This is a genomic window from Streptomyces sp. NPDC000878, from assembly GCF_053599695.1.
This window is the reverse complement of the sequence record NZ_JBSFMT010000088.1, coordinates 1-25,558: the sequence shown is the minus strand read 5'-3', so window position 1 is coordinate 25,558 and position 25,558 is coordinate 1. Positions and strand designations below refer to the sequence as shown.

24 protein-coding genes and 1 pseudogene are annotated in these 25,558 nt (G+C 70.3%); 14 read left to right on the top strand and 11 right to left on the bottom strand.

The window, feature by feature from the left end; all coding sequences use genetic code 11:
* Positions 1-54: 54 nt before the first annotated feature.
* On the bottom strand, positions 55-1,614 hold the full coding sequence (locus ACWDR4_RS43665; RefSeq protein WP_450416954.1) for an APC family permease: 1,560 nt from the start codon (positions 1,612-1,614) through the stop codon (positions 55-57).
* Positions 1,615-1,705: 91 nt separating this feature from the next.
* Positions 1,706-2,656: a hypothetical protein gene (locus ACWDR4_RS43660; protein ID WP_450416952.1), complete on the bottom strand. Its 951-nt coding sequence runs from the start codon at positions 2,654-2,656 to the stop codon at positions 1,706-1,708.
* Positions 2,657-3,042: 386 nt separating this feature from the next.
* Here ACWDR4_RS43660 and ACWDR4_RS43655 point away from each other — a divergent pair, with 386 nt between their 5' ends.
* The 4 genes from ACWDR4_RS43655 to ACWDR4_RS43640 are packed head-to-tail and all read left to right on the top strand — an operon-like array spanning position 3,043 to position 5,281.
* On the top strand, positions 3,043-3,981 hold the full coding sequence (locus tag ACWDR4_RS43655; protein WP_450416950.1) for a DMT family transporter: 939 nt from the start codon (positions 3,043-3,045) through the stop codon (positions 3,979-3,981).
* The gene (locus tag ACWDR4_RS43650) at positions 3,929-4,555 is read left to right on the top strand and encodes an NUDIX hydrolase (RefSeq protein WP_450416948.1); all 627 of its coding nucleotides are present in this window, start codon (positions 3,929-3,931) and stop codon (positions 4,553-4,555) included. The genes ACWDR4_RS43655 and ACWDR4_RS43650 overlap by 53 nt, the downstream gene beginning before the upstream one ends.
* Positions 4,556-4,565: 10 nt before the next feature.
* Positions 4,566-4,958 carry a YidH family protein gene (locus ACWDR4_RS43645; protein ID WP_450416946.1) on the top strand — a complete coding sequence of 131 codons (393 nt, stop codon included), beginning with the start codon at positions 4,566-4,568 and terminating at the stop codon, positions 4,956-4,958.
* A complete protein-coding gene (locus ACWDR4_RS43640) occupies positions 4,955-5,281 on the top strand; it encodes a DUF202 domain-containing protein (protein WP_450416944.1) in 327 nt (108 codons plus the stop codon). The genes ACWDR4_RS43645 and ACWDR4_RS43640 overlap by 4 nt, the downstream gene beginning before the upstream one ends.
* Before the next feature lie 77 nt (positions 5,282-5,358).
* Here ACWDR4_RS43640 and ACWDR4_RS43635 read toward each other — a convergent pair whose 3' ends face one another.
* On the bottom strand, positions 5,359-6,300 hold the full coding sequence (locus ACWDR4_RS43635) for an NADP-dependent oxidoreductase (RefSeq protein ID WP_450416942.1): 942 nt from the start codon (positions 6,298-6,300) through the stop codon (positions 5,359-5,361).
* Between the two features lie 87 nt (positions 6,301-6,387).
* Between ACWDR4_RS43635 and ACWDR4_RS43630 the strand changes: the two genes are divergently transcribed.
* From ACWDR4_RS43630 to ACWDR4_RS43620, 3 genes are all read left to right on the top strand, one after another.
* On the top strand, positions 6,388-6,690 hold the full coding sequence (locus tag ACWDR4_RS43630) for a hypothetical protein (protein ID WP_450416940.1): 303 nt from the start codon (positions 6,388-6,390) through the stop codon (positions 6,688-6,690).
* 162 nt (positions 6,691-6,852) lie between these two features.
* Complete coding sequence (locus ACWDR4_RS43625; RefSeq protein ID WP_450416939.1) at positions 6,853-7,917, top strand: phosphotransferase family protein; 1,065 nt, start codon at positions 6,853-6,855, stop codon at positions 7,915-7,917.
* A 6-nt stretch (positions 7,918-7,923) separates the two neighbouring features.
* Positions 7,924-9,138, top strand: coding sequence for an acyl-CoA dehydrogenase family protein (locus tag ACWDR4_RS43620; protein ID WP_450416937.1), 1,215 nt, complete (start codon positions 7,924-7,926; stop codon positions 9,136-9,138).
* 242 nt (positions 9,139-9,380) lie between these two features.
* Here the strand turns inward: ACWDR4_RS43620 and ACWDR4_RS43615 are convergent, their stop codons facing one another.
* The 3 genes from ACWDR4_RS43615 to ACWDR4_RS43605 all read right to left on the bottom strand — a co-directional run bounded on the left by ACWDR4_RS43615 (position 9,381) and on the right by ACWDR4_RS43605 (position 12,503).
* On the bottom strand, positions 9,381-9,974 hold the full coding sequence (locus ACWDR4_RS43615; protein ID WP_450416935.1) for a TetR/AcrR family transcriptional regulator: 594 nt from the start codon (positions 9,972-9,974) through the stop codon (positions 9,381-9,383).
* Between the two features lie 82 nt (positions 9,975-10,056).
* Entirely contained in the window at positions 10,057-11,742 is a 1,686-nt protein-coding gene (locus ACWDR4_RS43610; RefSeq protein ID WP_450416933.1) for a class I adenylate-forming enzyme family protein, read from the bottom strand.
* Complete coding sequence (locus ACWDR4_RS43605) at positions 11,739-12,503, bottom strand: SDR family oxidoreductase (protein ID WP_450416975.1); 765 nt, start codon at positions 12,501-12,503, stop codon at positions 11,739-11,741. Before ACWDR4_RS43605 ends, ACWDR4_RS43610 begins: the two co-directional genes overlap by 4 nt.
* Before the next feature lie 223 nt (positions 12,504-12,726).
* On the opposite strand from ACWDR4_RS43605, the gene ACWDR4_RS43600 reads away from it, so the two are divergent.
* The gene (locus tag ACWDR4_RS43600) at positions 12,727-13,968 is read left to right on the top strand and encodes an exo-beta-N-acetylmuramidase NamZ family protein (RefSeq protein ID WP_450416932.1); all 1,242 of its coding nucleotides are present in this window, start codon (positions 12,727-12,729) and stop codon (positions 13,966-13,968) included.
* Positions 13,969-14,068: 100 nt separating this feature from the next.
* Positions 14,069-15,442 (top strand): serine-threonine protein kinase, encoded by a 1,374-nt coding sequence (locus ACWDR4_RS43595; protein ID WP_450416931.1) that lies wholly within the window; start codon positions 14,069-14,071, stop codon positions 15,440-15,442.
* A gap of 47 nt (positions 15,443-15,489) precedes the next feature.
* Here the strand turns inward: ACWDR4_RS43595 and ACWDR4_RS43590 are convergent, their stop codons facing one another.
* On the bottom strand, positions 15,490-18,330 hold the full coding sequence (locus ACWDR4_RS43590; RefSeq protein ID WP_450416929.1) for a penicillin acylase family protein: 2,841 nt from the start codon (positions 18,328-18,330) through the stop codon (positions 15,490-15,492).
* Positions 18,331-18,745: 415 nt separating this feature from the next.
* Between ACWDR4_RS43590 and ACWDR4_RS43585 the strand changes: the two genes are divergently transcribed.
* Positions 18,746-19,351 carry a hypothetical protein gene (locus tag ACWDR4_RS43585; protein WP_450416927.1) on the top strand — a complete coding sequence of 202 codons (606 nt, stop codon included), beginning with the start codon at positions 18,746-18,748 and terminating at the stop codon, positions 19,349-19,351.
* Between the two features lie 168 nt (positions 19,352-19,519).
* Here the strand turns inward: ACWDR4_RS43585 and soxR are convergent, their stop codons facing one another.
* A complete protein-coding gene (gene soxR, locus ACWDR4_RS43580) occupies positions 19,520-20,035 on the bottom strand; it encodes a redox-sensitive transcriptional activator SoxR (protein ID WP_450416925.1) in 516 nt (171 codons plus the stop codon).
* 103 nt (positions 20,036-20,138) lie between these two features.
* On the opposite strand from soxR, the gene ACWDR4_RS43575 reads away from it, so the two are divergent.
* Positions 20,139-20,600 (top strand): MaoC family dehydratase, encoded by a 462-nt coding sequence (locus ACWDR4_RS43575; protein ID WP_450416923.1) that lies wholly within the window; start codon positions 20,139-20,141, stop codon positions 20,598-20,600.
* A gap of 53 nt (positions 20,601-20,653) precedes the next feature.
* Here ACWDR4_RS43575 and ACWDR4_RS43570 read toward each other — a convergent pair whose 3' ends face one another.
* The 3 genes and pseudogenes from ACWDR4_RS43570 to ACWDR4_RS43560 form a co-directional block, all read right to left on the bottom strand.
* A complete protein-coding gene (locus ACWDR4_RS43570; protein ID WP_450416922.1) occupies positions 20,654-21,301 on the bottom strand; it encodes a TetR/AcrR family transcriptional regulator in 648 nt (215 codons plus the stop codon).
* 93 nt (positions 21,302-21,394) lie between these two features.
* A pseudogene (locus ACWDR4_RS43565) lies at positions 21,395-21,607 on the bottom strand (YiaA/YiaB family inner membrane protein); the annotation flags it as partial.
* A gap of 88 nt (positions 21,608-21,695) precedes the next feature.
* Positions 21,696-22,847, bottom strand: a complete 1,152-nt coding sequence (locus ACWDR4_RS43560) for an acyl-CoA dehydrogenase family protein (protein WP_450416974.1) — start codon at positions 22,845-22,847, stop codon at positions 21,696-21,698.
* Positions 22,848-22,921: 74 nt separating this feature from the next.
* Here ACWDR4_RS43560 and ACWDR4_RS43555 point away from each other — a divergent pair, with 74 nt between their 5' ends.
* The 3 genes from ACWDR4_RS43555 to ACWDR4_RS43545 all read left to right on the top strand — a co-directional run bounded on the left by ACWDR4_RS43555 (position 22,922) and on the right by ACWDR4_RS43545 (position 25,516).
* On the top strand, positions 22,922-23,563 hold the full coding sequence (locus ACWDR4_RS43555; RefSeq protein WP_450416921.1) for a TetR/AcrR family transcriptional regulator: 642 nt from the start codon (positions 22,922-22,924) through the stop codon (positions 23,561-23,563).
* Positions 23,564-23,720: 157 nt separating this feature from the next.
* A complete protein-coding gene (locus ACWDR4_RS43550; RefSeq protein ID WP_450416973.1) occupies positions 23,721-24,446 on the top strand; it encodes an ArsR/SmtB family transcription factor in 726 nt (241 codons plus the stop codon).
* A 107-nt stretch (positions 24,447-24,553) separates the two neighbouring features.
* A complete protein-coding gene (locus ACWDR4_RS43545) occupies positions 24,554-25,516 on the top strand; it encodes a DMT family transporter (RefSeq protein WP_450416919.1) in 963 nt (320 codons plus the stop codon).
* Positions 25,517-25,558: the final 42 nt, after the last annotated feature.

Here is a 25,558-nt window from a genome sequence, read left to right as displayed (position 1 = left end):
GGCGGCCCTCAGGCGGCGGCCCCGGAAAGGGTGCTCAAGAGCTGGAAAGGGTGCTCAGGAGGCCGCCTCCGCGGACTCCGCCGCCTTCTCCAGCTGGAACGCCTCGTTGCCGAGCCCGATCCGTGCGTGTACCTCGGGGTTGCGAGCCTTCAGGACCAGGCCCTGGACCAGGCCGAGGACCACGGTGGCACCGACGATGCCGGGCAGCACCCAGCTGAGGGAGGAGTCCGGGCCGGTGCCGACCAGGACGTCGAAGTCCTTGACCGTGTAGAAGGCGATGCCGAGCAGCGCGAGGCCGGAGACGGCGGCCGTGGCCAGCCGCCAGGCCTGGGCGCCGGCGGCGCCGCGCCGGACGAAGAAGACGATGACCGAGAGGGAGGCGGCGGCCATCAGCAGGATCACGCCGAGGGCGCCGATGTTGCCGCCCCAGGTGAACAGCTTCAGCACGGGCGTGGTCGGGTCGCCCACCGGACCGTCGTCCGTGACGGCGAAGCCCGCCACGATCACGACGGACACGACGGTCTGGAAGAGCGAGCCGGTGCCGGGGGCGCCGCTGGCGCCGGTCGTCCGGCCGAAGGCGCTCGGGAGCAGCCCTTCCCGGCCCATGGCGAAGGCGTACCGCGCGACGACGTTGTGGAAGCTGAGCATCGCGGCGAACATGCCGGTCACGAAGAGGATGTGCAGGACGTCGGTGAAGGTGCCGCCGAGCCGTTCCTCGGTGAGGAAGAACAGCAGTCCGGCGCTCTGCTTCTGCGAGGCCTCGATGACGCCGGAGGGGCCGGTGGCGACGGTGATCGCCCAGCTGCTGAGGGCGAAGAAGACGGCGACGCCGCCGACCGCGAGGAACATCACGCGCGGCACGAGGATGTGCGGCTTGCTGGTCTCCTCGGCGTACACGGGGGCCTGTTCGAAGCCGAGGAAGGCGGCGATGCAGAAGCACAGGGCGGTGCCGACGCCCGCGCCCGTCAGGGTGTCCGGGTTGAAGGCGTGCAGCGACAGGCCCTCCTTCGCCGGGTCGGCGACGGCGGCGATGTCGAAGATGACGACGAGGACGACCTCGATGACGAGCAGGACGCCGAGCACCTTGGCGTTGACGTCGATCTTCAGCCAGCCGAGCGCGCCGACGGCCAGCGCGGCCAGCAACGCCGGTATCCACCAGGCGACTTCGGTCTCCAGGTAGGTGGCGAACAGCCCGGACACCTCGAACCCGAAGATGCCGTAGATGCCGACCTGGAGCGCGTTGTAGGCGACGAGCGCGAGCAGCGCGGCGCTCGCTCCGGCGGTGCCGCCGAGGCCGCGCGAGATGTACGCGTAGAAGGCGCCCGCGTTGTGGACGTGGCGGCTCATCTCGGCGTACCCGACGCTGAAGAGGACGAGGACGACACCGAGGGCGACGAAGAGGAGGGGCTGGCCGACGATGCCCATCACCGCGAATGTGGTGGGCATGACACCCGCGACCACCATGAGGGGGGCGGTCGCGGCGAGCACGGAGAGCAGCAGCCCTCCGGTGCCGAGGCGGTCGGCGCGCAGTGCGCGGTCCTGCCCCTTGAACGTACTGATGCCGCCGCTGCTGTCGGCGGTGGGTCTGCTCGTGCTCGAACTGCCCGTCGTCATGGCGGGGTTGTCCTTTCGGGCGTACGGAAATTTCTGTGGTGCTGCCTTACGTGGTGCTGCGTTGCGTGGTGCTGTCCTGCGTGGTGCTGCGTTACGCCGTGCCGAGCGCGCTGTCGCGGGCGGCACGGAAGGCGGTGTGCGGGTCGCGGTCCGGGTAGGACCAGGGGATCGGGGTCTGGTGCGTGCCGATCCGGTGGAACAGGGCGGCGGCCTCGGCTGCCCGGCCCTCGCAGAACTTGGCGTGGGCAAGGAAGTTGAGGTCGATCAGACGGCGTGGATGGTCGTCGCGCTCCCACTCCAGCCACCAGTCGAAGGCAGCCTTCATGACCTGGCGGGCCCGGCGTCCGACCCAGTGCCCGGAGGACGCCGGGTCGGCGGACTCCAGCCCGGCGCCGGCGAGAACGCGGTAGCGCTCGGCGTGCGCGACGACCGGGAGGATCGCCAACGGCGAGTCGGCGGGGGCCTGTTCGACGGCCCAGCTGGCGAAGTCGTACACCTCGTGCAGCGGGTCCTGCCCGGCGGCCGTACGGCGTTCGGCGAGGCGGGCGACCATCAGATGGTGGGCGTGGTGGTGGTCCGGGTAGCGGTGCCGGACCTCGTCGAAGAGCTGGACGACGGTCTCCTCGGCGCCCACGTTCCGCTCCAGCTGCAGCAGCCCGAGCCAGGGCGTGGGGTCGGCGGGGGCGAGCGCGGCGGCGGCGTGGCAGGCGTCGCGGGCCTTGGCCGGCTTGTCCTTGCCCGCGAGGGCGCGCTGGACGGTGGCGGCGGCGAGCAGGACGGCGGCGTCGGCGGAGTCCGGTTCGGCCAGGAGCCAGTCGCGGGTCCAGGCGGCGGTGCCGGACTCCAGGGCGAGGACGGTGACCCGGTGCCCCCGGCGGTCCCAGTCGTCGCCGGTGGCGGCGAGCAGCGTACGGACGGCCTGCCAGCGCCCCTGTGCCAACGCCGAGCGCGCGGCGACGAGTTCGGCGTCGTCGAGCGCGGCGTCAAAGGCCTGGGCGGCACGCCTACGGCCCCGGCCCAAGGGGGGTGGAGGTGGAGACACCGCGGGGAACTTCCTCACACGACGCGGTCTGCTGATGGCCATCGACCGATTGCCACCGCTGATTGCCATCGATTGATCGCGGACAGCAAACCCTCCACGAATGCTTCACGTCAAGGCCGAATACGTGCGCGACACGTGTCAATTACCCATTTGTATAGGTCAGTTGACCTGACGACCGACGAACCTCCGGCGCGCCCCACCACGCCCCACCACACCACGACACCACAAAGATGACGTTAAGTCGCGACAAGGCCACCCTCCGGAACGAGGACGTGACCCTCACTACGCCACGATTCCGTCACATCCCCGGGGCAGGACCGCGCGCGGGCGGCTACAGTCGGCCTTTACCACACCCCGCCGTCCGCCCCGTCATCGAGGTACCCCGCGTGTCCGTCCTGGTTCTGACTCTCGCCGTGAGCGCAGCGTGCTGCCTGGGCCTCGGGTTCGTCCTCCAGCAGAACGTGGCCCGGCAGGCACCCCTGAGCGACTTCCTCTCCCCGCGGCTGCTCCTGGACCTGATGCGGGTGCCGCGCTGGCTCGGCGGCATCGGTCTGATGGTGGCGGGCATGGTGCTGGGCGCGATCGCGCTGAGCCAGGGCGAGGTCTCCCTGGTGGAGCCGCTGCTCGCGACGAACCTGCTCTTCGCGCTCGCCCTCTCCCGCCACCAGACGAAGCAGCCGCTGGGCCGCCAGGGCTGGGCGGGCCTGCTGCTCCTCGCGGGCGGCGTGACGGCGTTCATCGTGGCGGGCGAACCGCGCGGCGGCACCGCCATCACGGACCCCTTCCGGCACTGGCTGATCATCGGCGCCATGCTGGGCGCCGCCCTGCTCCTCACGACGTACGCGAAACGCTCCCGCCTCAGCGCCGGCCCGGTCCTGCTGGCCCTGGCCGCGGGCCTGCTGTACGGCGTCCAGGACGCCCTGACCCGGGTCAGCGGCCAGCGCTTCTCGGAGGGCGGCCTGACCCACCTCCTCACCGGCTGGCAGCCGTACGGCGTGCTGCTGCTCGGCCTGACCGGCCTGATCCTGGTCCAGAGCGCCTTCGAGACCGCACCCCTGCGCATGTCCCTGCCCGCCCTCACGGCGGCCCAGCCGCTGGCCGGCATCATCTGCGGCGTCGGCTTCCTCGGCGACCAGCTGCGCACCGACCCCGGGGCACTGGCGTGGGAGGCGACGGGCCTCGCGGCGGTGGTCGTGGGCATCGTCCTCCTCGGCCTGCACCCGGCGATGCCGAGCGGCTGCGCACAGGGGGCGATGGGCTTGGATGACAGCCATGAGCACTCCCCCCGAGAAGAGCACGCACTCCGCCAAGAGCACTCCCGCTGACGGGACCACTCCGGCCGACGAGAGCACTCCCGCTGATGCTGACGGGACCACTCCGGCGGACGAGATCCTCGACATCGTCGACGAGAACGACGAGGTCGTCGGCCAGTTCCCCCGAGGCGAGGCCTACGCGCGCGGCCTGCGCCACCGCTGCGTGTTCATCCAGGCCAGGGACGCCCGGGGCCGGATCTTCGTCCACCGCCGCACCCCCACCAAGCTGGTCTTTCCCTCCCTGTACGACATGTTCGTCGGCGGGGTCGTGGGCGCGGGCGAGTCGTACGACGGCGCGGCCCTGAGGGAGGCCGAGGAGGAACTCGGCGTCACGGGCCTGCCCCGCCCCGAGCCCCTCTTCAAGTTCCTGTACGACAACGGCGCCGGCCAGAGCTGGTGGTCGGCGGTCTACGAGGTGCGCTGCGAGCTGCCCGTCCACCCGCAGGTGGAGGAGGTCGCCTGGCACGCGTTCCTGCCCGAGGACGAGGTGGAGCGGCGGCTGGGCGAGGGCCAGTGGGAGTGGGTTCCGGACGGTCTGGCGGCATACGAGCGCCTCAAGGCGTTCCGGTCACCCGACAGCCCGTAAGGTCGTGCACGTGATCGATTTCGCACGGAACGTCCGCCTGTGGTTCGCCCCCCAGGAGATCGCCGAGGAGGGCCGCACCCCCGACTACCGCTTCTCCCTGGCCAACGAACGCACCTTCCTGGCCTGGCTGCGCACCGCGCTCGCGCTGATCGGCGGCGGATTCGCCGTGGACCAGTTCCTGCCCGACCTGCGCTGGGGCTGGCGCGTGGGGCTGGCGCTCGCCCTGCTGGCGGCCGGTGTGCTGTGCTCGCTGCGGGCCGTCAACCACTGGGTGCGGTGCGAACGGGCCATGCGACGCGGCGAGGACCTCCCGGTGTCCCGCTTCCCGGCCCTGCTGAGCCTCGCGGTCGCCGTGGTCGCGGTCGCCATGGTGGTCGTGGTGCTGGTCCGGGGGAACGGGTGAGCGAGGCAGGGACAAGCGCAGTACGGGATCCGGGACTGCAGCCGGAGCGGACCCGCCTGGCCTGGCGGCGTACGACACTGTCGGCCACCGTCGTCGCCGTACTGGCCGGGAAGAGCGCGCTGCACGACAGACCGTCGGCGGCGGGCATCGTTGTCTGCGCACTGTTCGGCGCCCTGTGGATGGCGTTCCTGGCCATCGCCCACAGACGCATCCGAACGCTGACAAGCGACGGCATCCCTCCGGCACTGGCCACCCACCACGCCACTGCCGCAGCACTGTGCGCGGTAGCCCTGGCGGCATGCGGAGCAGCCCTGGTCCTATGACTGAGGGGCACTATCGCGCCCCCTTTGGGGGCGCGGGGAACTGCGCGACAAGCCCCCACGGGCCCGCACCCAAAGAACTACCCCCAGTCCACAGTCACCACAATCTTGCCCCGAGTCCTCCCCTCCGCGTTCAACCGATGCGCCTCCGCCGCCCGCTCCAACGGAAACGTCTCGGACACATGCAGCGAGAACACATGATGTTCAGCCAGCTCAGACAGATGCTGAAGATCCACCGCATCCGGCCGTACGAAGTAGTACGTGCCGCCGAGCCCGACGACCTCCGGGTCCGCGATCGACACCAGCCGCCCCCCGGGCACCAACAGCTCCGCCGAATCCCTCAGCGTGTCCCCACCGACGGTGTCGAACACCGCATCGACACCCCCCGGAGCCAGCTTCCGCACCCGGTCGGCCATACCGGCGCCGTACGTCACCGGATCGCCGCCCAGTTCCCGTACGAAGTCGTGGTTGTGCACGCTCGCCGTGCCGATGACATGCGCCGCGCCGAGGTGGCGCCGGGCCAGCTGGACGGCGACGGAGCCCACCCCGCCCGCCGCCGCGTGCACGAGGACGGTCTCGCCGGTGCGGACGTGGAGCGCCTTGGAGAGCACCTGATAGGCGGTGAGCCCGACCAGCGGCAGCCCGGCCGCCTCCTCGAAGGAGAGGTTGCGGGGCTTGCGGGCGAGGGTGCGCACCGGGGCGGCGACGTACTCGGCGAAGGTGCCGCGCGAGAGGAAGTCCTCGCGTACGTAGCCGATGACCTCGTCGCCGACGGCGTACTCGGAGACGGAGACACCCGGACGGACCACGACCCCGGAGACGTCCCAGCCCGGCACCACCGGGAAGACGGGGTCCAGGAGGCCGTCGAGGTAGCCCTCGCGGCACTTCCAGTCCACCGGGTTGACCGACGCCGCCCGCACTTTGATCAGCACGGAGTCGGGCCCGACCTTGGGGTCCGGGGCGTCCTCCGTGTACTCCAGGACGTCGGGACCGCCGTACCGACTGTAAGTAATGGCTTTCATATGTCTGACCCTCCGGTTTCCTAATGTTCGACATTCCGGCGTGCGCGGACGCGACGCAAGTCGAATAGCCGGATATATATGGATTCCATGAGCACTCCCACCCTTCACCAGGAACACCCGACCCACGAGCACCTGCACGGCCCCGACTGCGGCCACACCGAGGTGCCGCACGGCGACCACGTCGACTACGCGCACGACGGTCACCTGCACCGCGCCCACAGCGGCCACTGGGACGAGTGCGAGCCCGGCGGGCACGTGGCGCACGACGCCCACCAGCACGTACACGGAGACGGCTGCGGGCACCCGGCCGTCCAGCACGGCGACCACATCGACTTTCTGCACGACGGCCACCGTCACGCGGCACACCAGGACCACTGGGACGATCACTGACGGTTTCCGGTCAGCGGCACCGCTCCCCCGCTCTACCCGGCCGGCGTCTCCTTCCGCACACTGGAAGCGAGACGCCGGTCACTTTTCGTCCACCCACTGGACGACATACCGACCGGTCGGCATCATGATTCAAGTCCCGTTCCCGTACGCGTAGGAGCAATGATGCCCTCGGACGACCTGCCAGGTCTCGATCTCGGCCGGCTGCGCGGCCTGCTCGACAGCGAGCGCCCCGGACTCGCGCACGGCCCCCTGACCGGCCGGCTGATCGAGGGCGGCCGTTCGAACCTCACCTACGCGGTCACCGACGGCACCTCCCGATGGGTCGTACGACGGCCCCCGCTGGGCCATGTCCTGGCCACCGCGCACGACATGCGGCGCGAGCACCGGGTGATCAGCGCCCTGCATCCGACCGCCGTACCGGTCCCGCGTCCGGTGCTGCTGTGCGAGGACCCCGAGAACGGGGCGGCGCCCGGAGCGCCGTTCTACGTCATGGAGTTCGTGCCGGGCACGCCGTACCGTACGGCCGAGCAGCTCGCCCCGATCGGCCCCGAGCGGACCCGGGACGTGGTGCTGTCGCTGGTGGACACGCTCGTCGAGCTGCACGCGGTGGACCCCGCCGAGGTGGGCCTCGCCGACTTCGGCCGCCCCGAGGGCTTCCTCGACCGCCAACTGCGGCGCTGGGGCAAGCAGTTGGACGCGTCCCGCAACCGCGAGCTGCCCGGCATCGACGAGTTGCAGGCGGCGCTGGGCCGGGCCCTGCCCCACTCCCCCGCCCCGGCGATCGTGCACGGCGACTACCGCCTGGACAACGTCCTGATCGGCGGCGAGAACGACACCATCACGGCGATCCTCGACTGGGAGATGTCGACGCTCGGCGACCCGCTCACCGACCTGGGCCTGCTGGTGATGTACAGCATCCCGCTGGGCGCGCCCGACTCCCCCGTCTCCACGACCGCCGAGGCCGCCGGACACCCGTCACCGGCCGAGCTGATCGAACGGTACGCGGCGCGCTCGGGCCGGGACGTGTCGGCGGTCTCCTGGTACACGGCGTTCGCCTGGTTCAAGCTGGCCGTGATCCTGGAGGGCATCCACTACCGCTACACACTGGGCCAGACGGTCGGCGCGGGCTTCGACCGCATCGGCGACCTGGTCCCCGTATTCATAGAACACGGCCTGACCACACTTCACTCAGGTCTCCCAGGCCTCTCAGATCTCCAGGAAGGCTGACCCGTCATGGACTTCGCGTTCGACGCGCACACCGAGGAACTGCGCGCCAAGCTCCTCGCCTTCATGGACGAGTACGTGTATCCGGCGGAGGCCGTGGCCGAGGAGCAGCGGGCCGCGCTGGCCTCGCCGTGGGACACCCCGGCCGTGGTCGAGGAGTTGAAGGCCGAGGCCCGCCGCCAGGGCCTGTGGAACCTCTTCCTCCCCGACGCCCACCACGGCGCCGGCCTCACCAACCTCCAGTACGCACCCCTCGCCGAAATCACCGGCCGTTCCCCGCACTTGGCGCCGACCGCGCTGAACTGCGCGGCACCGGACACCGGCAACATGGAGGTGCTGGCGCAGTTCGCCGACGAGCAGCAGAAGAAGCAGTGGCTGGAGCCGCTCCTCGCGGGCGAGATCCGCTCGGCGTTCGCGATGACCGAGCCCGAGGTGGCCTCGTCCGACGCGACGAACATCGAGACGCGGATCCGCCGGGACGGCGACGACTACGTCGTCACGGGCCGCAAGTGGTACATCTCCGGAGCGATGAACCCGAACTGCAAGATCTTCATCGTCATGGGCAAGACCGACCCGGACGGCGCCGACATCCGTCGCCAGCAGTCGATGATCCTGGTCCCCCGGGACACCCCCGGCGTCACGGTCAAGCGGGCGATGCAGGTGTTCGGCTACGAGGACCACTCCCACGGCGGCCACGCCGAGGTGCTCTTCGACGAGGCACGGGTGCCGGCGGCGAACCTGATCGGCGAGGAGGGCAGCGGTTTCGCGATCGCGCAGGCCCGGCTGGGCCCCGGCCGGATCCACCACTGCATGCGGCTGATCGGCATGGCGGAGCGCGCGATCGAGCTGATGTGCCGCCGGGCGGTCTCTCGCGAGGCCTTCGGCAAGTCGCTGGCCCAGCAGGGAGTGGTCCACAACTGGATCGCGGACGCGCGGGTGACGGTCGAGCAGCTGCGGCTGCTGGTCCTGAAGACGGCCTGGATGATGGACACGGTGGGCAACAAGGGCGCCCACACCGAAATCCAGGCGATCAAGATCGCGACGCCGCGTGCGGTGGTGGACATCATCGACAAGGCGATCCAACTGCACGGCGCGGGCGGAGTAAGCCAGGACTTCCCCCTGGCCGAACTCTGGGCAAGCGCCCGAACCCTGAAACTGGCGGACGGCCCGGACGAGGTGCACCAGCGGTCGCTGGCGCGCCGGGAACTGAAGAAGTACGCGTAAGTTTTCTCGCCCCCGCCGCCCCTACCCATTCCCATCCCCTGGGGGCTGCGCCCCCAGACCCCCCTACGGCCCTGAACGGGCCTTGTCCTCAAACGCCGGACGGGCTAAAAGATCAAGCCCCGGCCGGCACCATCCAGCCCGTCCGGCGATTGAGGACGAACGCGTTCAGCGCGAAAAGGGGGGTCTGGGGGCGCAGCCCCCAGGGATGGGACGGGTAAGGGCGGCGGGGGCGAAGAAAACCCCTACGGCCGCAGCGCCCGCAACAACAGGTCCGCCAACTGCCCCGCGACCTCCGTCGAGCTCAGCGGGCCCTCCGGGCTGTACCACGTCGACAAGTGGTGGACGGAACCGAAGTGGTAGTCGACCACCAGGTCCGCCGAGGTCGCCTTCGAGAAGACGCCCGCCTCCTGACCCTCCTCGATCAGGGCACGGAAGCGTTCGTGGTACCGGCGTCTCTCCGCCCGCACCTGCTTGTTCTTCTCCGGGCTCAAGTGGTGCATCGACCGGAAGAAGATCATCGCGTCGTCAAGGTTCTCGATGGTCGTGACGACGACATCCGCCGCCGCCCGCCGCAACCGCTCCTCCACCGGCGCGTCCGCGTCGGCGAACGCGTCCAGCCGCTCCTGCTGAACCCGCAGCACGCGCGCGTACACCTCGTGCAGCAGATCGTCCTTGGACCCGAAGTAGTGGTAAAGCGCCCCCTTGGTGACCCCGGCCGCCTCGACGATCTCCTGCACGGACGTGCGGTCGTACCCCTGTTCCGCGAAGAGCCGGGTGGCGGCGGCCAGCAGCCGCTGCGGGACGGGCGTACCGTCACCGTCCGTCGTCCTGGGCACTACCGCCACCTGCCTTCCAAACGTTCCACGAACAACCGAAGCAACCGAAGCAACCGCACCGGCCCAGCAACCGAACAAGTGCCTACTGAGAGTCCCCGGACCGGGTACGCAGTTCCCGACGGAGAATCTTTCCAGTCGCCGTCTTCGGCAAGTCGGGCAGTATCTCCACCTGCCGCGGGTACTTGTAGGCGGCCAGTCTCTCCTTGCAGTACGCGGCCAGCGCGTCCGGGTCCCCCTCGGTGCCCGGACGCAGGCTGATGTAGGCCTTCACGGTCTCCCCGCGATACCCGTCCGGTACCCCGACGACGGCCGCCTCGCGTACCGCCGGATGGGTGTACAGCACGTCCTCGACCTCACGCGGCCACACCTTGAAGCCGGACGCGTTGATCATGTCCTTCTTCCGGTCGACGACGTACAGCCACCCCTCCTCGTCCATGAACCCGATGTCACCGGTGCGCAGCTCCCCCTCCGGGAAGGTCTCCGCGGTGGCCTCCGGGAGCCGCCAGTAGCCGGGAACGACCTGCGGGCCACGTACGAGGATCTCGCCCTGTTCGCCGAAGGGAACCTCCGCGCCCTGGTCGTCGACGATGCGTACGACGGTGTCGGGGCCCGGCACGCCCACGGCGAGCGTGCCGGAGACCGGGTCGACGGGGGCTTCGCGGGCGGGCGGTACGGAGGCACAGGGGGCGGTGCACTCGGTGAGGCCGTAGCCGTTGCGGATGTACGGGCCGAAGCCGGCCCGGAACTTCTCCACGAGGGCGGGCGGCAGCGGGGCGCCGCCGGAGGAGATGTTCCGGAAGGAGGAGAAGTGGTCGGGGGTGACATCCGGGTGCGCGGCCAGGGCCATGAAGGCCGTCGACGGGCCGACCGTGTAGTGGGGGCGGTGCTCGGCGAACGCGTCCAGGACGACCCCGGGCTCGAAGCGGTAGGCGAGCACGAGCGTGCCCGCGCTGTTCAGACTCGCGCCGAGCTGACAGACCATGCCGGTGATGTGGAACAGGGGCGCCATCGCGAAGTACACGGGCGCGTCCCCGAGACCGAGCCCCGTCCGCTGCCGTTCCGCGTTGTACATGATGTTGCCGTGCGTGTTGGTGGCCCCCTTGGGGGTGCCGCTGGTGCCGGAGGTGTAGCTGATCAGCGCGATGTCTGCGGGGCGGGGATCACGACCGTCCGGTGCCTTGTGCCCGTACCGGGCGACGGCCGTCAGGTCCTCGGCGTCCGGGGCCTGCGGCAGCCGCTCGAACGCGAGCACGCGCGCGTCCCCGCGGCTCTGGAAGTCCAGCTCGCACCCCGTGAGCACGATCCGCACGGGAGAGTCCGCGGCCGTATCCCTCAGATACGACTCCCAGGCCCGGTCGGAGCAGATCAGCGCGGCCACGTCACCGTCCCGCAGGACGTGCGTCACCTCCCCCGACTTGTACATCGGGTTGACGGGTACGACGGTCGCACCCGCCTTCCAGGCCCCCAGTACGGCGAGCACGAACAGCGGCGAGTTCTGGAGCAGGACGGCGACCCGGTCCCCGCGCTCCAGCCCCCGGGTCACGAGATACCCGGCCACGGAGTCACTCAGCTCGTCGACCTCACGGTGGCTGAGCCGCCCGTCGAAGTAGGCGAGGAGTGTGCGGTCCGGGACCTCGGCGGCGGTCCGGCGCAGGGCGTGGACGAGTGAGTCGTCGGGCTCTATCGGCCCGCGCTGGACGTCGTCGAGGAGAGCCAGCCAGGGCTGCGCACCGTACCGGGAGCCGGAGTCGGCATCGGGAGCGGTCACCGGGTGGTCTCCCACTTCTGCTGGATGTGGTTCATGTTCGTCAGCCAGCGGTCGGGATCGGCGGCGCGCGCCTGGTAGTACTCGGCGACCTCGGGGTGCGGCAGGATCAGGAACCGGTCCTCGTCGATCCCCTTGAACAGCGCGTCCGCGACCGCCTCGGGCTCGATCGCGGTCGGCGCGAGCACCAGATCGCCCGCGCTGCCGGTCCCTGCCAGCATGTCCGTACGGACGCCCTGCGGGCAGATGGCGTGCACCTTGAGCCCGCGGTGGCGGTACGTCAGGGACAGCCACTCGGCGAAGGCGTACGCACCGTGCTTGGTCACGCTGTAGGGCGCCGCGCCGATCATGGTGAGCAGCCCGGCGGCGGACACGGTGGACACGAAACGCCCGCTGCCGCGCTCCAGCCACTCCGGCAGCAGTTCGTGGGCCGCCCGCACATGCGCCATCACGTTCACGTCCCAGGCAAGCGCCCAGACCTTCTCGTCGGCCGCCTCGGAGCCACCCGAGGCAAGCCCGGCGTTGGCGCAGTAGACGTCCACGGTCCCACCGAGGGCGGCACGGGCTTCGGCGACAATCCCGGACGCGTCCCCGGGAACCGCGATCCCGCCTATCTCGTCGGCGACGGCCCCCGCCCGCGCGGCATCAAGGTCGTTCACAACGACCCGGGCCCCTTCGGCGGCGAACCGCCGAGCCAGGGCGGCCCCGATCCCGCCCCCCGCACCAGTGACGACCACTCCGGCACCCTGCACGACACCCACGATCGGTCTCCTTCGACACGACACGGCTCCAACGCCCGACCAGACTAACCAGTCGGTATGTAACAAAGGAAGGGCAAGGGAATCCCACCTAGGGGCGCGGGGCCGTATCGATCTGCGGCTCCGCCGCGGGGCGCGACAAGCCACAACGAGCCCGCACCCTACGAACTACCGACGGCAGCGCATACGGTGCCACCACCACCCGTACCGCCTCACGGAGGGAACCCCCATGCCCCTGTCCAGACGCGGCCTCCTGGCAACAGCCACCGCCGCATCCCTGGCAGCATGCAGCGCCGCAGCCACCCCCACTCAACACCGCCCAAAACAACTCCGCACCGGCTTCGAAAACCTGGCCGCCAACGACTACGCCCCCCTCACCGGCAAAAAGGTCGGCCTCGTCACCAACCCCACCGGCGTAACCAGAGACGTACGCCACATCGTCGACGTCATGCACACGGACGACCGGGTGAATCTGACCGCCGTCTTCGGCCCCGAGCACGGATTCCGTGGCACCGCGCAGGCCGGCGGCTCCGAGGGCCGCTACGACGACCCGGCGACCGGGCTCCCCGTCTACGACACGTATCTCAAGAGCGGCCGGCCGCTCGCCGACATCTTCACCGCGTCCGGCGTCGACACCGTCGTCTTCGACATCCAGGACGTGGGCGCCCGCTTCTACACGTACATCTGGACGCTGTACGACTGCATGGAGGCGGCCCAGCTGGCCGGCAAGCCCTTCCTCGTGCTCGACCGGCCGAACCCGGTGACCGGGCGGGCCGCCCAAGGGCCCGTGCTGCACAGGGAGTTCGCGACGTTCGTCGGACGGCAGCCGATCTCCCAGGCGCACGGGATGACGGTGGCGGAGCTGGCGCGGCTGTTCAACAAGGAGTTCCTGGCGGCGCCGGTGGAGCTGGACACCGTACTGATGTCGGGATGGAAGCGGTCGGAGTTCTACGACGCGTCCGGGCTGCCCTGGGTGCCGCCGAGCCCGAACATGCCGACGCCCGACACCGCCCTCGTCTACTCCGGGACGTGTCTCTTCGAGGGGACGAACCTGTCGGAGGGGCGGGGCACGACCCGGCCGTTCGAACTGCTCGGCGCCGAGGGCATCGACCGGCGGTGGGCCCTCGCGGCGGAGCAACTCGGGTTGCCCGGTGTGCACTTCAGGGAGGCGTACTTCGCGCCGACGTTCTCCAAGTTCCAGGGAAAGACCATCGGGGGCGTACAGATCCATGTGCACGACCGGGCGGCCTACGACCCGGTGCGTACCGGGGTCGCGTTGCTGGTGACCGCCAAGAAGGTCTGGAGCGGCTTCACTTGGCGCTCCGACAACTGGATCGACAAGCTCACCGGATCCACTCTGGTGCGCACGATGATCGACGCGGGCGCCGACGCCGACGAGGTCGTGGCGGGCTGGCAGGAGGAGTTGGCGGCGTTCCGGAACATGCGTAAGAAATACCTTGCTTATAAGTGAGCCGTGACGTATAGCCAACTCCCCCCGTTAGCAGGACGATACGCCCCACATCGCACCAACATGGTGCACGATCACGACACCACGGGGGACGGGGACTGTCATGGCGGATCCGGAAATGAGCGTTTCTCCCTACTGGGAGCTGACCTTCGACGCGGACGGCGACACCGACGGGCGCAGGCGTGACCGACTGCTCGCGGAGGTGAACCCCCTTGAGGTGCGCGACTTGGTCGTCTTCGCACACGGCTGGAACAACGACCGGTCGATCGCGACCCGGCTCTACAGCAGGTTCTTCGCGCCCATCCCCACGCTCGCGCCCGCGACCGCCAGGATCGGCTACGTGGGCGTGGTGTGGCCGTCGATGCGCTTCTCCGACGAGCCGATCCCCGACTTCCAGCGGTCCATGACCGCCACCGCGACCGCTACCGCCCCGGCGGCGACCGGCCGACCCGGTCTCGACAAGAACACCCGGCAGGCCCTGGTCGAGACCTTCCCGGAGCGGGCCACGGTCGTCGAGCAGATCGCCCACCTGTTGGAGCAGCAACCGGACAGCGAGCGGGCCCTGGAGGAGTACGGCGGGCTGGTGCGACTCCTCGTCGAGGTGCCGCCGGAGGCGCCGCAGTCAGGGTTCGCGGCGGATCTCCTGGGGGACGGCGACCCGGCGGGCGTCCCCGACATGCTCACCGGATCCACGACGGCGGTCTGCGAGGAGTTCGCCCGGGCCCTGGCCGGCCATGGATCTTCCGAATCCCCGGGCGCTGTCGCCGAGTTCGCGCTGCCCAATCCGTGGAAGGGTGCGCAGGAGCTGCTGCGGCAGGCCACGTACTACGCGATGAAGCGGCGGGCCGGAACCGTCGGCGAGCGGGGCCTCGGGCCGGTGCTCGGGCGGCTCGCCCAGGCGGCGCCCGGGGTGCGGGTGCATCTCGTCGGGCACAGTTTCGGCGCCCGGCTGGTGTCGTTCGCGCTGCGCGGCCTGCCCAAGGAGGTGCGCACGGTGAAGTCGGTGACGCTGCTCCAAGGAGCCTTCTCCCACTACGCGTTCGCGGACAGCCTGCCCCACGACACGGGCGCCGGGGGCGCGTTGCGGGGTCGGCAGAGCCGTATCGACGGTCCCCTGGTGTGCTGCTACTCCCGGCACGACGGGGCGCTCAGCACGTTCTATCCGCTGGCCTCGCGCATGGCGGGCGAGAGCCAGGGCATGCTCGACGCCGACCGGTCGTTCGCGGGGTTCAGCGTGGCGAAGGCGCTGGGTCCCAAGTGGGGTGCGATGGGCCACGACGGCGTCCAGGCGGTGCCGGGCACGGTCAAGCTGACCCTCGCCGAGGCGCTCAAGCCTGCGAAGCTGCCGGTGAGCGGGTGCGTGAACGTCGACGCGGCGGAAGTGGTCAAGAACGGTGGGACCCCGACGGGGGCCCACAGCGACATCTGCCACGCGGAGTTGGCGCGGGTGGTGCTGGCGGCGGGCCGTATCAAGTGAATGGCGCATCAAGTGAATGCGACCCGCCGCCGGCACCGGAACAGCTGCTACCGGTGTGACGTGAACTCGACGACCTGCTGGTAGGTCGGCCGGTTCTGCCAGCTGATGTTGTAGTGCTTGATGCCTCCCAGGGTGCGCTGGACGATCGAGTCGGCGCACCACTGGTTGCCCGCCGCGCAGAGGTCGTCGCCGGGGTAGACCTGGGCGGCCGTCATACCCGCCGCGGTCTTCAGGGTGCTGATCAGGATGTCCCGGCAGCCGGTGAGCGTGCCGCCGCCGCAGTACTTCTGCGCGAGGCCGCCCTGCACCGAGTCACCGAGAACCGCCCGGATGTCCTTGTCGACATAGCTCCACCAGCCGTACTGGAAGGAGCTGCCCGCGTGTGCGCCGGTCGGGCCGTGTGCGGCCGAAGGTGCCTCGTCGACAGGGAGGTTGGTGGTGATGGCGGTGTAGAGGTCGGTGCCGAGGCCCGGTTCGAACTCGGCCTGTACGAGGAGCGGCCACCATGCGTCCAGGATGCGGATCGCGTCGGCGTTGGCGTACGCCTTCGAACCGGCGGACGTCTCCGTGCGTTTGGCGCCCGCCGTCACCCATGCCGACAGCTTGGTGACGGCTGCCGCGGCCGTGGAGTCGGTGACCGTCGAGCTGTTGATGACCCGCAGCAGCTTCGGCAGCACGTCCTCGGCACGCAGATCGGCGAGCGCGGCGTCGGCCATCGCCTTCACCAGCTGGGCCCGGGTCACTCCGCCCGCCGTGACGAGTTTCTTGACCCGGTCCTCCAGGAGGTTGCCGCGGTGGACGGAGCCGTTGCCCCAGGGGGCGGTGGTGTAGTCCTTGGCCTGTTTGTTGTTCCAGGAGATGTAGTAGTCCTGGTCGATCGAGTTGGGGTGCGCGGACGCCGGTGTGTAGGTGGCGGTGTTCGTGGTCGGGTTCCAGCCCTGCCACTCGTACGCCGACTGCGCCCAGACCGGGAACTCGGCGTCGACGCCGCTCGCGCGCACCGGGTTGTCGCCGCTGTTGTAGTACGCGGTGTGCGTGGAGTCGGCGTAGAACCAGTTGAAGGTGAAGTTGATGTGCTGCACCGCCGACTGGAAGGTCGCCGGGCCCTTCACGTAGTCGGGGTCGTTGAGCATCTGGAAGCCGATGATCGAGTCGGCCTCGTGCATGTAGGAGGAGCGCAGGGTGGTGTAGGCGACCTTCTTCCTGCCGACCGTCGCCCGATGGCTCACCGGGCCGTACTTCGTCCGGTAGACCTGCATGCGGTAGGAGCCGGCGGCCGTGTCGTCGGCCGTGGTGGGCTTCCAGGCGTTGGTCTGCTCAAGCTTCTCCATCGCCGTGCAGGTGCCGTGGTAGAGGTAGTGGACGTCGTCCTGGCACAGCTCGACCGCGTACGAGTCGATGATGTCCTGCCCGGAGGTCGTCGCGCTCCACGCGTAGTCCTGGCCGCGGCCGAGTTCGACGTACATGCTCAGCCCCGCGAAGGAGGCGCCGCGCGCGCTGAGGCCCGGGCCCTGGATCTCCTGGAGCATGAGCAGCTGGGGTGCGAAGTAGCCGGTCTGCGGGCCGAAGACGGCGACCGGGTGGCCGCTGGCGGTCTTCGCCCCGCTGACCACCAGGGCGTTGGACATTCCGCGCTTGGCGGAGGTGAGGGCGGTGGCCGTCGCCGTGGTGGAGGCGGTCGTCGCGGTCGTGGTGGCGGCGCTGCCCGTACGGTCGTACACCAGCGGTTCCGTGACGACCGTGCCGGCGTCGGGCAGGGCCTCGCCCTGCGGGTCGGCGGGCGGGGTGGCGTACGGGAAGCTCTCGCCGTTGTGGACGGTGAGGACGGCCTCGGGGTCGTTGCGCTCGCGGAAGGACTCCCAGACCTTGGTGCCCTCGACGACGCCGTACTGGGACTGGGCGGCCATGAGGGAGATCGCGTTGTTGACCTCGCCGCCGCCGCCGGAGCCGAAGAGCGCGCCGATCACGGAGGCCAGTGCGACCAGGTCGGTGGTCTTGAAGTGCTGGATGGTGCCCGCGTTGGTGACGGAGTCCTTCCAGCCGGTCAGGACGTACTCGCCGGGGAAGTAGCGTCCGCTGTCGGAGGCGTCGATGTACGCGTTGATGCCGGCGACGTAGGCGTTGACGTCGGCGAGGGCCTGCTGGCCGCGGGCGCCGTTGGTGGCGACCGCGTTGTCTATCTGGGCCTGGAGGTCGGCCTCGGTGTACGGGGCGTGGCGCCAGAACTCCTGTTCAAGGCCCTGGTTGGAGGGGTCGCCGCCCGCAAAGGGCGTGAGCTGGCCGCGTCCGACGTGCCGGAAGACGTCCATCAGCCAGAGGCGGTCCTGGGCGGCGGCGTACCCGGCGCCGAACTCGGTGCCGTAACGGGTGGTGCCTGTGATGTGTGGCACACCCGTCTTCTTGTCGCGGACGATCGTCACGTCGGTGCGGCCGGCCGGGGCCAGGGTCGAGGCGACCTGGTCGGCGGCGACCCCGAACGAGGCGTCGTTGAAGAAGTTGTTGATGGTGGCGTTGGTGAGCCCGGAGTAGCCCGTGGCCAGGTTGGCATAGGGCCCGAGCTGGTCTTCCGCGTGCTCGGGCTGGGTGCCGAAGGCCTGGTTGAGGATGATCTGGGCGAGGGTCGCGTTGCCGTTCTGGCCGGGCGGCAGGATGTCGGAGCACTGGGCTCCGCAGTAGTCGTTGGCCGCGGCGGCGTGGGCCTCGGTCGCCGGGGAGACCGGGGAAAGCGGCGACAAAAGACCGGCAATGAGCGTGCATACAGCTGCGGTCTTCAGGAACCCGAAGACTCCGCGGGGAGTTCTCAGTCTGTCGAAGGACCTCGATGACCTGAAGGACCTGAAGGTCCCGAAGGTTCTGTCGACGGTGGTGCCTGGGGTGCGCCGTGACATGGCAGCTCCTCCGGACGGGGGTGGCCGACTCCGGACGGGGTGGGCCGGACGTTACCGCCTGGTATCCCCGGGTTCGAAGATGAACATGCGTCACGTTTGAACAACGTGGCACAGCAAATGCGTTGGAGGAGTGCGGGGGCACTTCGGGGGCGCTGGGCGCGACGTTGGTCCGGCGCGGTGTTCAACAGGTGTTCTACAGGCGGCCGACAGCTGCGGGAGGTAACCGTGAGGGGTGGTCCGGCGGACGGTTTAGGGCCGTTGACGTCGGTCCCATGGGGGCCGACGAACGGCTTATGGCCGTCATCGGAAAACGGATGGAGCCGAATCGCTTGTCGATACGTCTATTCGGTGACGTCCGTTCGACGACGCCGAAGTGACCGAAGTACAGGTGCAGGTGTGACGGAGGTGCAAGGCGATGGCCGGTTTCCGGAGTCTGGCGAGACAGGTGCGGGATCCGCGGAGCGATCTGGCACTGCGGCGTTACTCGCTCCGCAAGTGCCTTGAGAGGTTCGCCCCTTACGGGCACAGGGCGACCTGGGACCATCTGTGCTCCCGGGCCGGGTTCGGTCCGGAGGACCGGTCCCCCGATCCAGCGCGGCTCGTGGCCGCACTGGACGAGCTGGAGGAAGCGCGCTCGGTCTGGCTGGCCTACGAGGTGGAGTTCGCGAAGCGCCGCAAGAAGGAGAAGTTCGACGGGCTGCGCCGGCCCGGAAGCGTGGACGACTGGCATCGGCTGACCTGGGGTGGGTTCGGGGTGGCCTGGTGCGACGATCCGGGGGTGCACCCCCATGAATCGCTGGCCGAGGTGCTGCGACGGCTGATCGCCGCCCTGGAGCGCGAACCGGGCTCGGTGTGCCCGGTGTGCGTCGGGGAGCGCCTCACCTGGAAGTACGACCTGGCCCATGAGCCGTCGTCGGGTCCCGTCTGCACGGAGTGCGGCATCGTGGTGCCGCGGCCCGTACTGACCCCCGAGGCCCTGGCGGAGTCCAGGCGCGGACGGCTGCTGCTTGCGTCGGCCTGAGCACGACGGGGGTGCGCCGGGGATGCCGCACCCCCAACTGAACCGTCCCGGCAGTGTCTGCCACCTGACGGAGACGCGCCCCTGTCTTTAGGGGCGCGAGGCTGTATCGATATGCGGCTCCGCCGCGCGGGCGCGACAAGCCCCCACCGGACCCGCAGCCAACAACGGTCAATCCGGCGGGTCCGACACACGAGGGCTGGACGGAGTACGAGCACCCGACTTGGCACCACCCCTCTCCACCATCAGCCGCGACCCCGCCCGGGTCTCACCGAAGACATCATCGGGGTTGGACAGCACACACCCCTCCAGCGACAGACAGCCACAGCCGATGCAGTCGGTGAGGTGATCCCGCAGCCGGTTCAACTGCTTGATGCGCTCGTCCAGTTCGGAACGCCAGTTCTCGGACAGGCGGGCCCAGTCCTCCCGGGTGGGCGTGCGTTTCTCGGGGAGTTCGGCGAGCGCCTCGCGGATCGTGGCGAGCGGGATGCCGACGCGCTGCGCGGCCCTGACGAAGGCGACCCTGCGCAGCGCGTCCCGGCTGTAGCGGCGCTGGTTGCCCGAGGTGCGGCGGCTGCTGATGAGGCCCTTGGACTCGTAGAAGTGCAGGGCGGAGACGGCGGCGCCGCTGCGGGCGGCGAGCTGGCCGACCGTGAGTTCATGGATCTTCTCGGGAATCTGGGGCACTCCCCGAACCCTACCCAAGGCGGCTTGCCGCGGTCCGTTGACAGGGAAACCGCGGGCGACCATGCTAAGCAGTTGCTTAGACAAGTGGCGAGGAGGCCGGGACATGGCAGAGCCGAGGATCTTCACGGGCGCGGACGACCTGAAGGCGGCGGTCGGTGAGCAGTTGGGGTACACCGACTGGCTGGAGATCGACCAGAAGCGCATCGACCTGTTCGCGGACGCCACCGGCGACCACCAGTGGATCCACGTCGACCCGGAGAAGGCGGCCACCGGCCCCTTCGGGACCACCATCGCGCACGGCTATCTGACCCTCTCGCTGCTGCCGCTCTTCGGGCCACAGCTGATCAAGGTCGAGAACGTGAAGATGGGCGTCAACTACGGGACGAACAAGGTGCGTTTCCCCGCACCCGTCCCGGTCGGCTCCCGGCTGCGCGCCACCGCCACGGTCAACGGCGTCGAGGACGTCCCCGGGGGCGTCCAGGTCACCGTCGGCTTCAGCGTGGAGCGCGAGGGCGGCGACAAGCCGGTGTGCGTGGCGGAGTCCGTGTCGCGCTACTACCTCTAGGACCGCTTCCCGGCCGGGACCCGCCAGGACCCGCCAGGACCCGCTAGGACCCGCTAGGACCCGCTTCCCGCCGGGACCGGCTCGGCTCCCACCATCCGCAGCACGAGGTCGGCGTAGAGCGCGCCGACCTCGTCGGGCGTACGCGAACCGTTGACGTTGAACCAGCGGGCCACGTCGATGCACAGCGACAGCACGGCGAGCGTCGTGCCCGGTACGTCGGGCACGTCGAACTCGCCCGCCTCCACCCCGTCCTCGATGATCCCGCGCACCTCGGCGTCGGCCTGGCGGCGCAGCGCGACGATCTCGGCGCGGGCCTCGGGGCCGAGCGAGTCCAGTTCGTACTGCACGACCCGTGCGGTGGTGCGCCCCCCGGCGTGCCAGCGGACGAAGGAGCTGACGGCCTCGGCCAGCCGCTCGGTCGAGGTGCCCTCGGTCCGGGCCGCCGTACGCAGGATGTCGACGGCCTTCTCGTGGCCGATCCTGCTGATCCGGTGCAGCAGCTCTTCCTTGGTCTTGTAGTGGATGTAGAGCGCGGCCGGGCTCATGCCCGCGCGGCCCGCGATGTCACGGGTCGTCGTCGCGTGGTAGCCACGCTCGGCGAAGGCCTCCACCGCGGCGACGAGCAGCCGCCGGGCCGCGTCGGGGGTCACCTCACCCCACGGCGGCGCCTCGCCGCCGGCCGTCTCCTCCGCCGTACTCATCGCCCGTTCGCCCCTTCCACCGACAGTGACCCCCCACTGTACCGCCGTGGGTGAGCGAGCGCTTAGCGTGCCCGATCGGGGCGGCACTCAGTGCCCGGACTCCTGGCGGTCGCGGATGACCTTGGCGAGAGTGAAGGCGGAGGTCACCAGATAGAGGACGGCGATACCGAGGAAGCCGCGCACCCAGGCGTCGGCGTTCAGCCGGAAGATGCCGATGGCCGTCGCCCCCATGGCGATGGCGAAGGACGCGACGGCCTGACCGTAGAAGGCCCCCGTGTTCTGCTGCTTGACGGGTCTCTCGTTCATGTTCATGTTCATGGGGACAAGGGTCGGCGGACGTGGCCCGCGCCACATCCGCCGAAATACTCAGACGGATACTCATACGAGGCGGGACTCAGAAGGCCGATACGCCCGTCAGCGCGCGCCCGATCAGCAGTTTCTGGATCTGGCTCGTGCCCTCGTAGAGGGTCATCACGCGGGCGTCGCGCAGGAGTTTGCCCGCCGGGTACTCGTCGATGTAGCCGTAGCCGCCGAAGACCTGGAGGGCGTTGTTGGCGGCGCGGACGGCGGCCTCGGAGGCGAAGAGCTTGGCCTTGGAGGACTCGGTGGCGAAGGGCAGGCCGCGGTCGATCAGGTCGGCGACGCGCCAGGTCAGCAGCCGGGCCGCGTCGACGTCCACGGCGATGTCGCTGATCAGCTCCTGCACCAGCTGGTGCCGGGCGATCGGCCCGCCGAACTGCTCACGCTCCCCCGCGTACCGCACGGCCGCGTCCAGAGCGGCCTGGGCTATCCCGACGCACCCGGCGGCGACCGACATCCGCCCCTTCGCGAGCGCCGACATGGCCACGGAGAAACCCTTGCCCTCGGGGCCCAGCATCGCCGAGGCGGGCACGCGCACGTCCTCGAAGACCAGTTCGGCGGTGGCCTGGCCGCGCAGGCCGAGCTTGCCGTGGAGGGTGCGGCGGGTCAGTCCGGGGCTGTCGGCCGGCACGAGGAAGGCGGAGACGCCCTTGTGGCCGGGGGCGTCGGTGGACCGGGCGAAGAGGAGCACGACATCTGCCCAAGTGCCGTTCGTGATGAACATCTTGGTGCCGTTGACGACATAGTCGTCGCCGTCGCGCACGGCCCGTGTGGTGAGGTTGCCCGCGTCGGACCCGGTGCCCGGCTCGGTCAGACTGAAGCAGCCGACGTACGCGCCGGAGGTGAGCCCGGGCAGCCAGCGGCGCTTCTGCTCCTCGCTCCCCCAGGCCGCGATCGTCTTGGCGACCAGCCCCAGTGACACGGAGACGATCCCGCGCACGGACGAGTCGCCGCGCCCCAGCTCCTCCGTGACCAGGCAGTACGTGAGGTGGTCGCCGCCGGAGCCGCCGTACTGCTCGTCGACGGTCAGCCCCAGGAAGCCGACCTGGCCCAGCTTCTTCACGATCGACCGGTCGACGCTCTCGGCGCGGTCCCACTCGACGACATTGGGGGTGATCTCACGCTCGACGAAGTCCCGGGCGAGGCGCTGGACGGCCTCCTGCTCCTCGCTGAGCCCCAGATTCACCACGACCTCACCCTCCACCGGACCCATTAAATTAGCACTGCTAGTTTCCATGACCCGGCCCTACTATGTGCGCCATGGCCCGACCGCGCAAGCCCCTCCTCAGCATCGACCTGATCGTCGAGACGGCACGGGCGCTGGTGGACGCGGAGGGCCTGGCGGCCGTCTCCACCCGTCGGCTCGCCGCCGAACTGGGGGTCAGCGGGCCGTCCCTCTACAACCACTTCCGGACGAAGGACCAGATCCTGGAGGCGGTCGCGGACTCGGTGAGCGTGCTGGTCGACCTGTCGATGTTCGAGGACGGCCGCGACTGGCGTACCGCGCTGCACGACTGGGCCGTCTCCTACCGGGCCGCGCTGCGCGACCACCCGAACATCGTCCCGGTCATGGCCCGCGGCCCCGGCCGCCGCCCGGCGGGCCTGCGCCTCGCCGACGCCGTGTACGGCGGGATGGTCGGCGCGGGCTGGCCGCCCGCGCAGGCGACGTCGATCGGCGCGCTGATGCGGTACTTCGTCATGGGCTCCGCGCTCGGCTCGTTCGCCGGGGGCTTCGTGAACGACGAGAGCGCGTACGACCCGGCCGACTATCCCCACCTCGGCCAGGCGCACCTCCTCGCCGAACAACAGGAGAAGATCGACGAACGAGCCTTCGAAACCGGCCTGACAGCACTGCTGGACGGACTGGCACAACAGTACGAGCGCCTGAACCGACCCTCCTGAGCAGGTCGAGCGCCCTAAAGGGGCGCGAGGAACTGCGCGACCAGCCACAACGGCGCCGCGGCCGACCAACGACACCACCCCATCACGGCACCAACAGCGGAGCGCTCCCTCTTCGGTGGGCGCCGAAGTGTCCGTGCATCATGCTGGGCTCATGACCATGACGGCTGCGAGGAGCACGAGAAAGCCGGGCCGGGCGTCCGGGCTCGCCGCGCTGGCCGGGCTGCTGGCGGACGAGACGCGGGCCGGTTTTCTGCTCGCGCTGCTGGACGGGCGCGCGTGGACCGCCGGGGAGCTGGCGCGGTACGCCGGGGTCGCCCCGTCGACGGCCAGCGAGCACCTGGGGAAGCTCGTCGCCGGTGGGCTGCTCGCCGAGGAACGTCAGGGACGGCACCGTTACGTACGGCTGGCCGACGCCCGCGTGGCCCAGCTGGTGGAGGACCTGGCCGCCCAGGTCGGTCCCTCCTCGGCCCAACGCCCGCGCACGCTGCGGGAGTCCGGCGCCGGGTCCGCGATGGCACGAGGGCGCACCTGCTACGACCACCTCGCCGGACGGCTCGGCATCGCCCTCACCGACGCCCTGACCGTACGGGGGCTGCTGCGCCAGGACACCGGGTTCGCGCTCACGGACGCCGGGCTGCGGTGGTTCGCCGACGCGGGCATCGACCTCGACCGCACCGGCCGCCGCCCCCTCACCCGCGCCTGCCTCGACTGGACCGAACGCCGCGCCCACCTCGCGGGTACGGCGGGCGCGGCCCTGTGCCGGCACACGCTGGACGCCCGCTGGTGCGAACGCATCGGCTCGGAACGGGCGGTCAGGGTGACGGAGGAGGGGGAACGCCGTTTCGCGGAGCTGCTCGGCATCGAGGCGAGGTCGCTGCGCTGAGCCGCCGTACAGCAGTGCAGTCGTGCCGTTGTGCAGTCGTGCCGTCGTGCGGGCATGCGTCCGAAAATCGCGAGCCTCGTCGCCCTCCTCTCCCTAGCCTCTGGAGCATGATGACCTTCTCCCCGCCGTCCCGTCGGGCCCCTCGTGCGGAGGTGCTCGCCGCTGTCGCGGCCTGTGTGACCGTGGTGCTGTGGGCCTCCGCGTTCGTCTCGATCCGCAGTGCGGGGGCCTCGTACTCGCCGGGTGCGCTGGCGCTCGGGCGGATGCTCGCGGGGTTCGTGACGCTGGGAGCGATCTGTCTCGTACGGCGGGAGGGGCTGCCGCCCCGGTCGGCCTGGCGGGGGATCGCGATCTCCGGGGTGCTGTGGTTCGGGGTCTACATGGTCGTCCTCAACTGGGGCGAGCAGCAGGTGGACGCGGGGACGGCCGCCCTGGTCGTGAACGTCGGCCCGATCCTCATAGCCCTGCTCGGCACCCGGCTCCTCGGCGACCCGATGCCGCCCCGGCTGCTCGCGGGCATGGCGGTGTCGTTCGCGGGCGCGGTGACCGTCGGGCTGTCGATGTCGGGCGGGGGCGGTACCTCGGTGCTCGGGGTGGCGCTGTGTCTGCTCGCGGCGGCCACGTGGGCCACCGGGGTCGTCGCGCAGAAGCCCGCCCTCGGCCGGGCGAGCGCCCTCCAGGTGACGACGTTCGGCTGTCTGGTCGGGGCCCTGACCTGCCTGCCGTTCGCCGGGCAACTGGTCGGCGAGGCCGTCGACGCGCCGCTCTCGGCCACCCTCAACATGATCTACTTGGGCGTCTTCCCGACCGCGCTGGCCTTCACCACCTGGGCCTACGCCCTCGCCCGTACGACGGCCAGCCGCATGGGGGCGACCACGTACGCGGTCCCCGCCCTGGTCGTACTGATGTCCTGGCTGACCCTGGGCGAGGTACCGGGGTTGCTCACCCTGGCGGGCGGGGGGTTGTGTCTGGCAGGGGTGGCGGTGTCACGGTCGCGGGCAAAGGCGCGGGTGCCCGCGGCGGCTGCGGAGGTGCTGGGGGCTACGCCCCCAGACCCCCGATCGCGCTGAACGCGCTCGTCCTCAATCGCCGGACGGGCTGGTTTGTCAGCC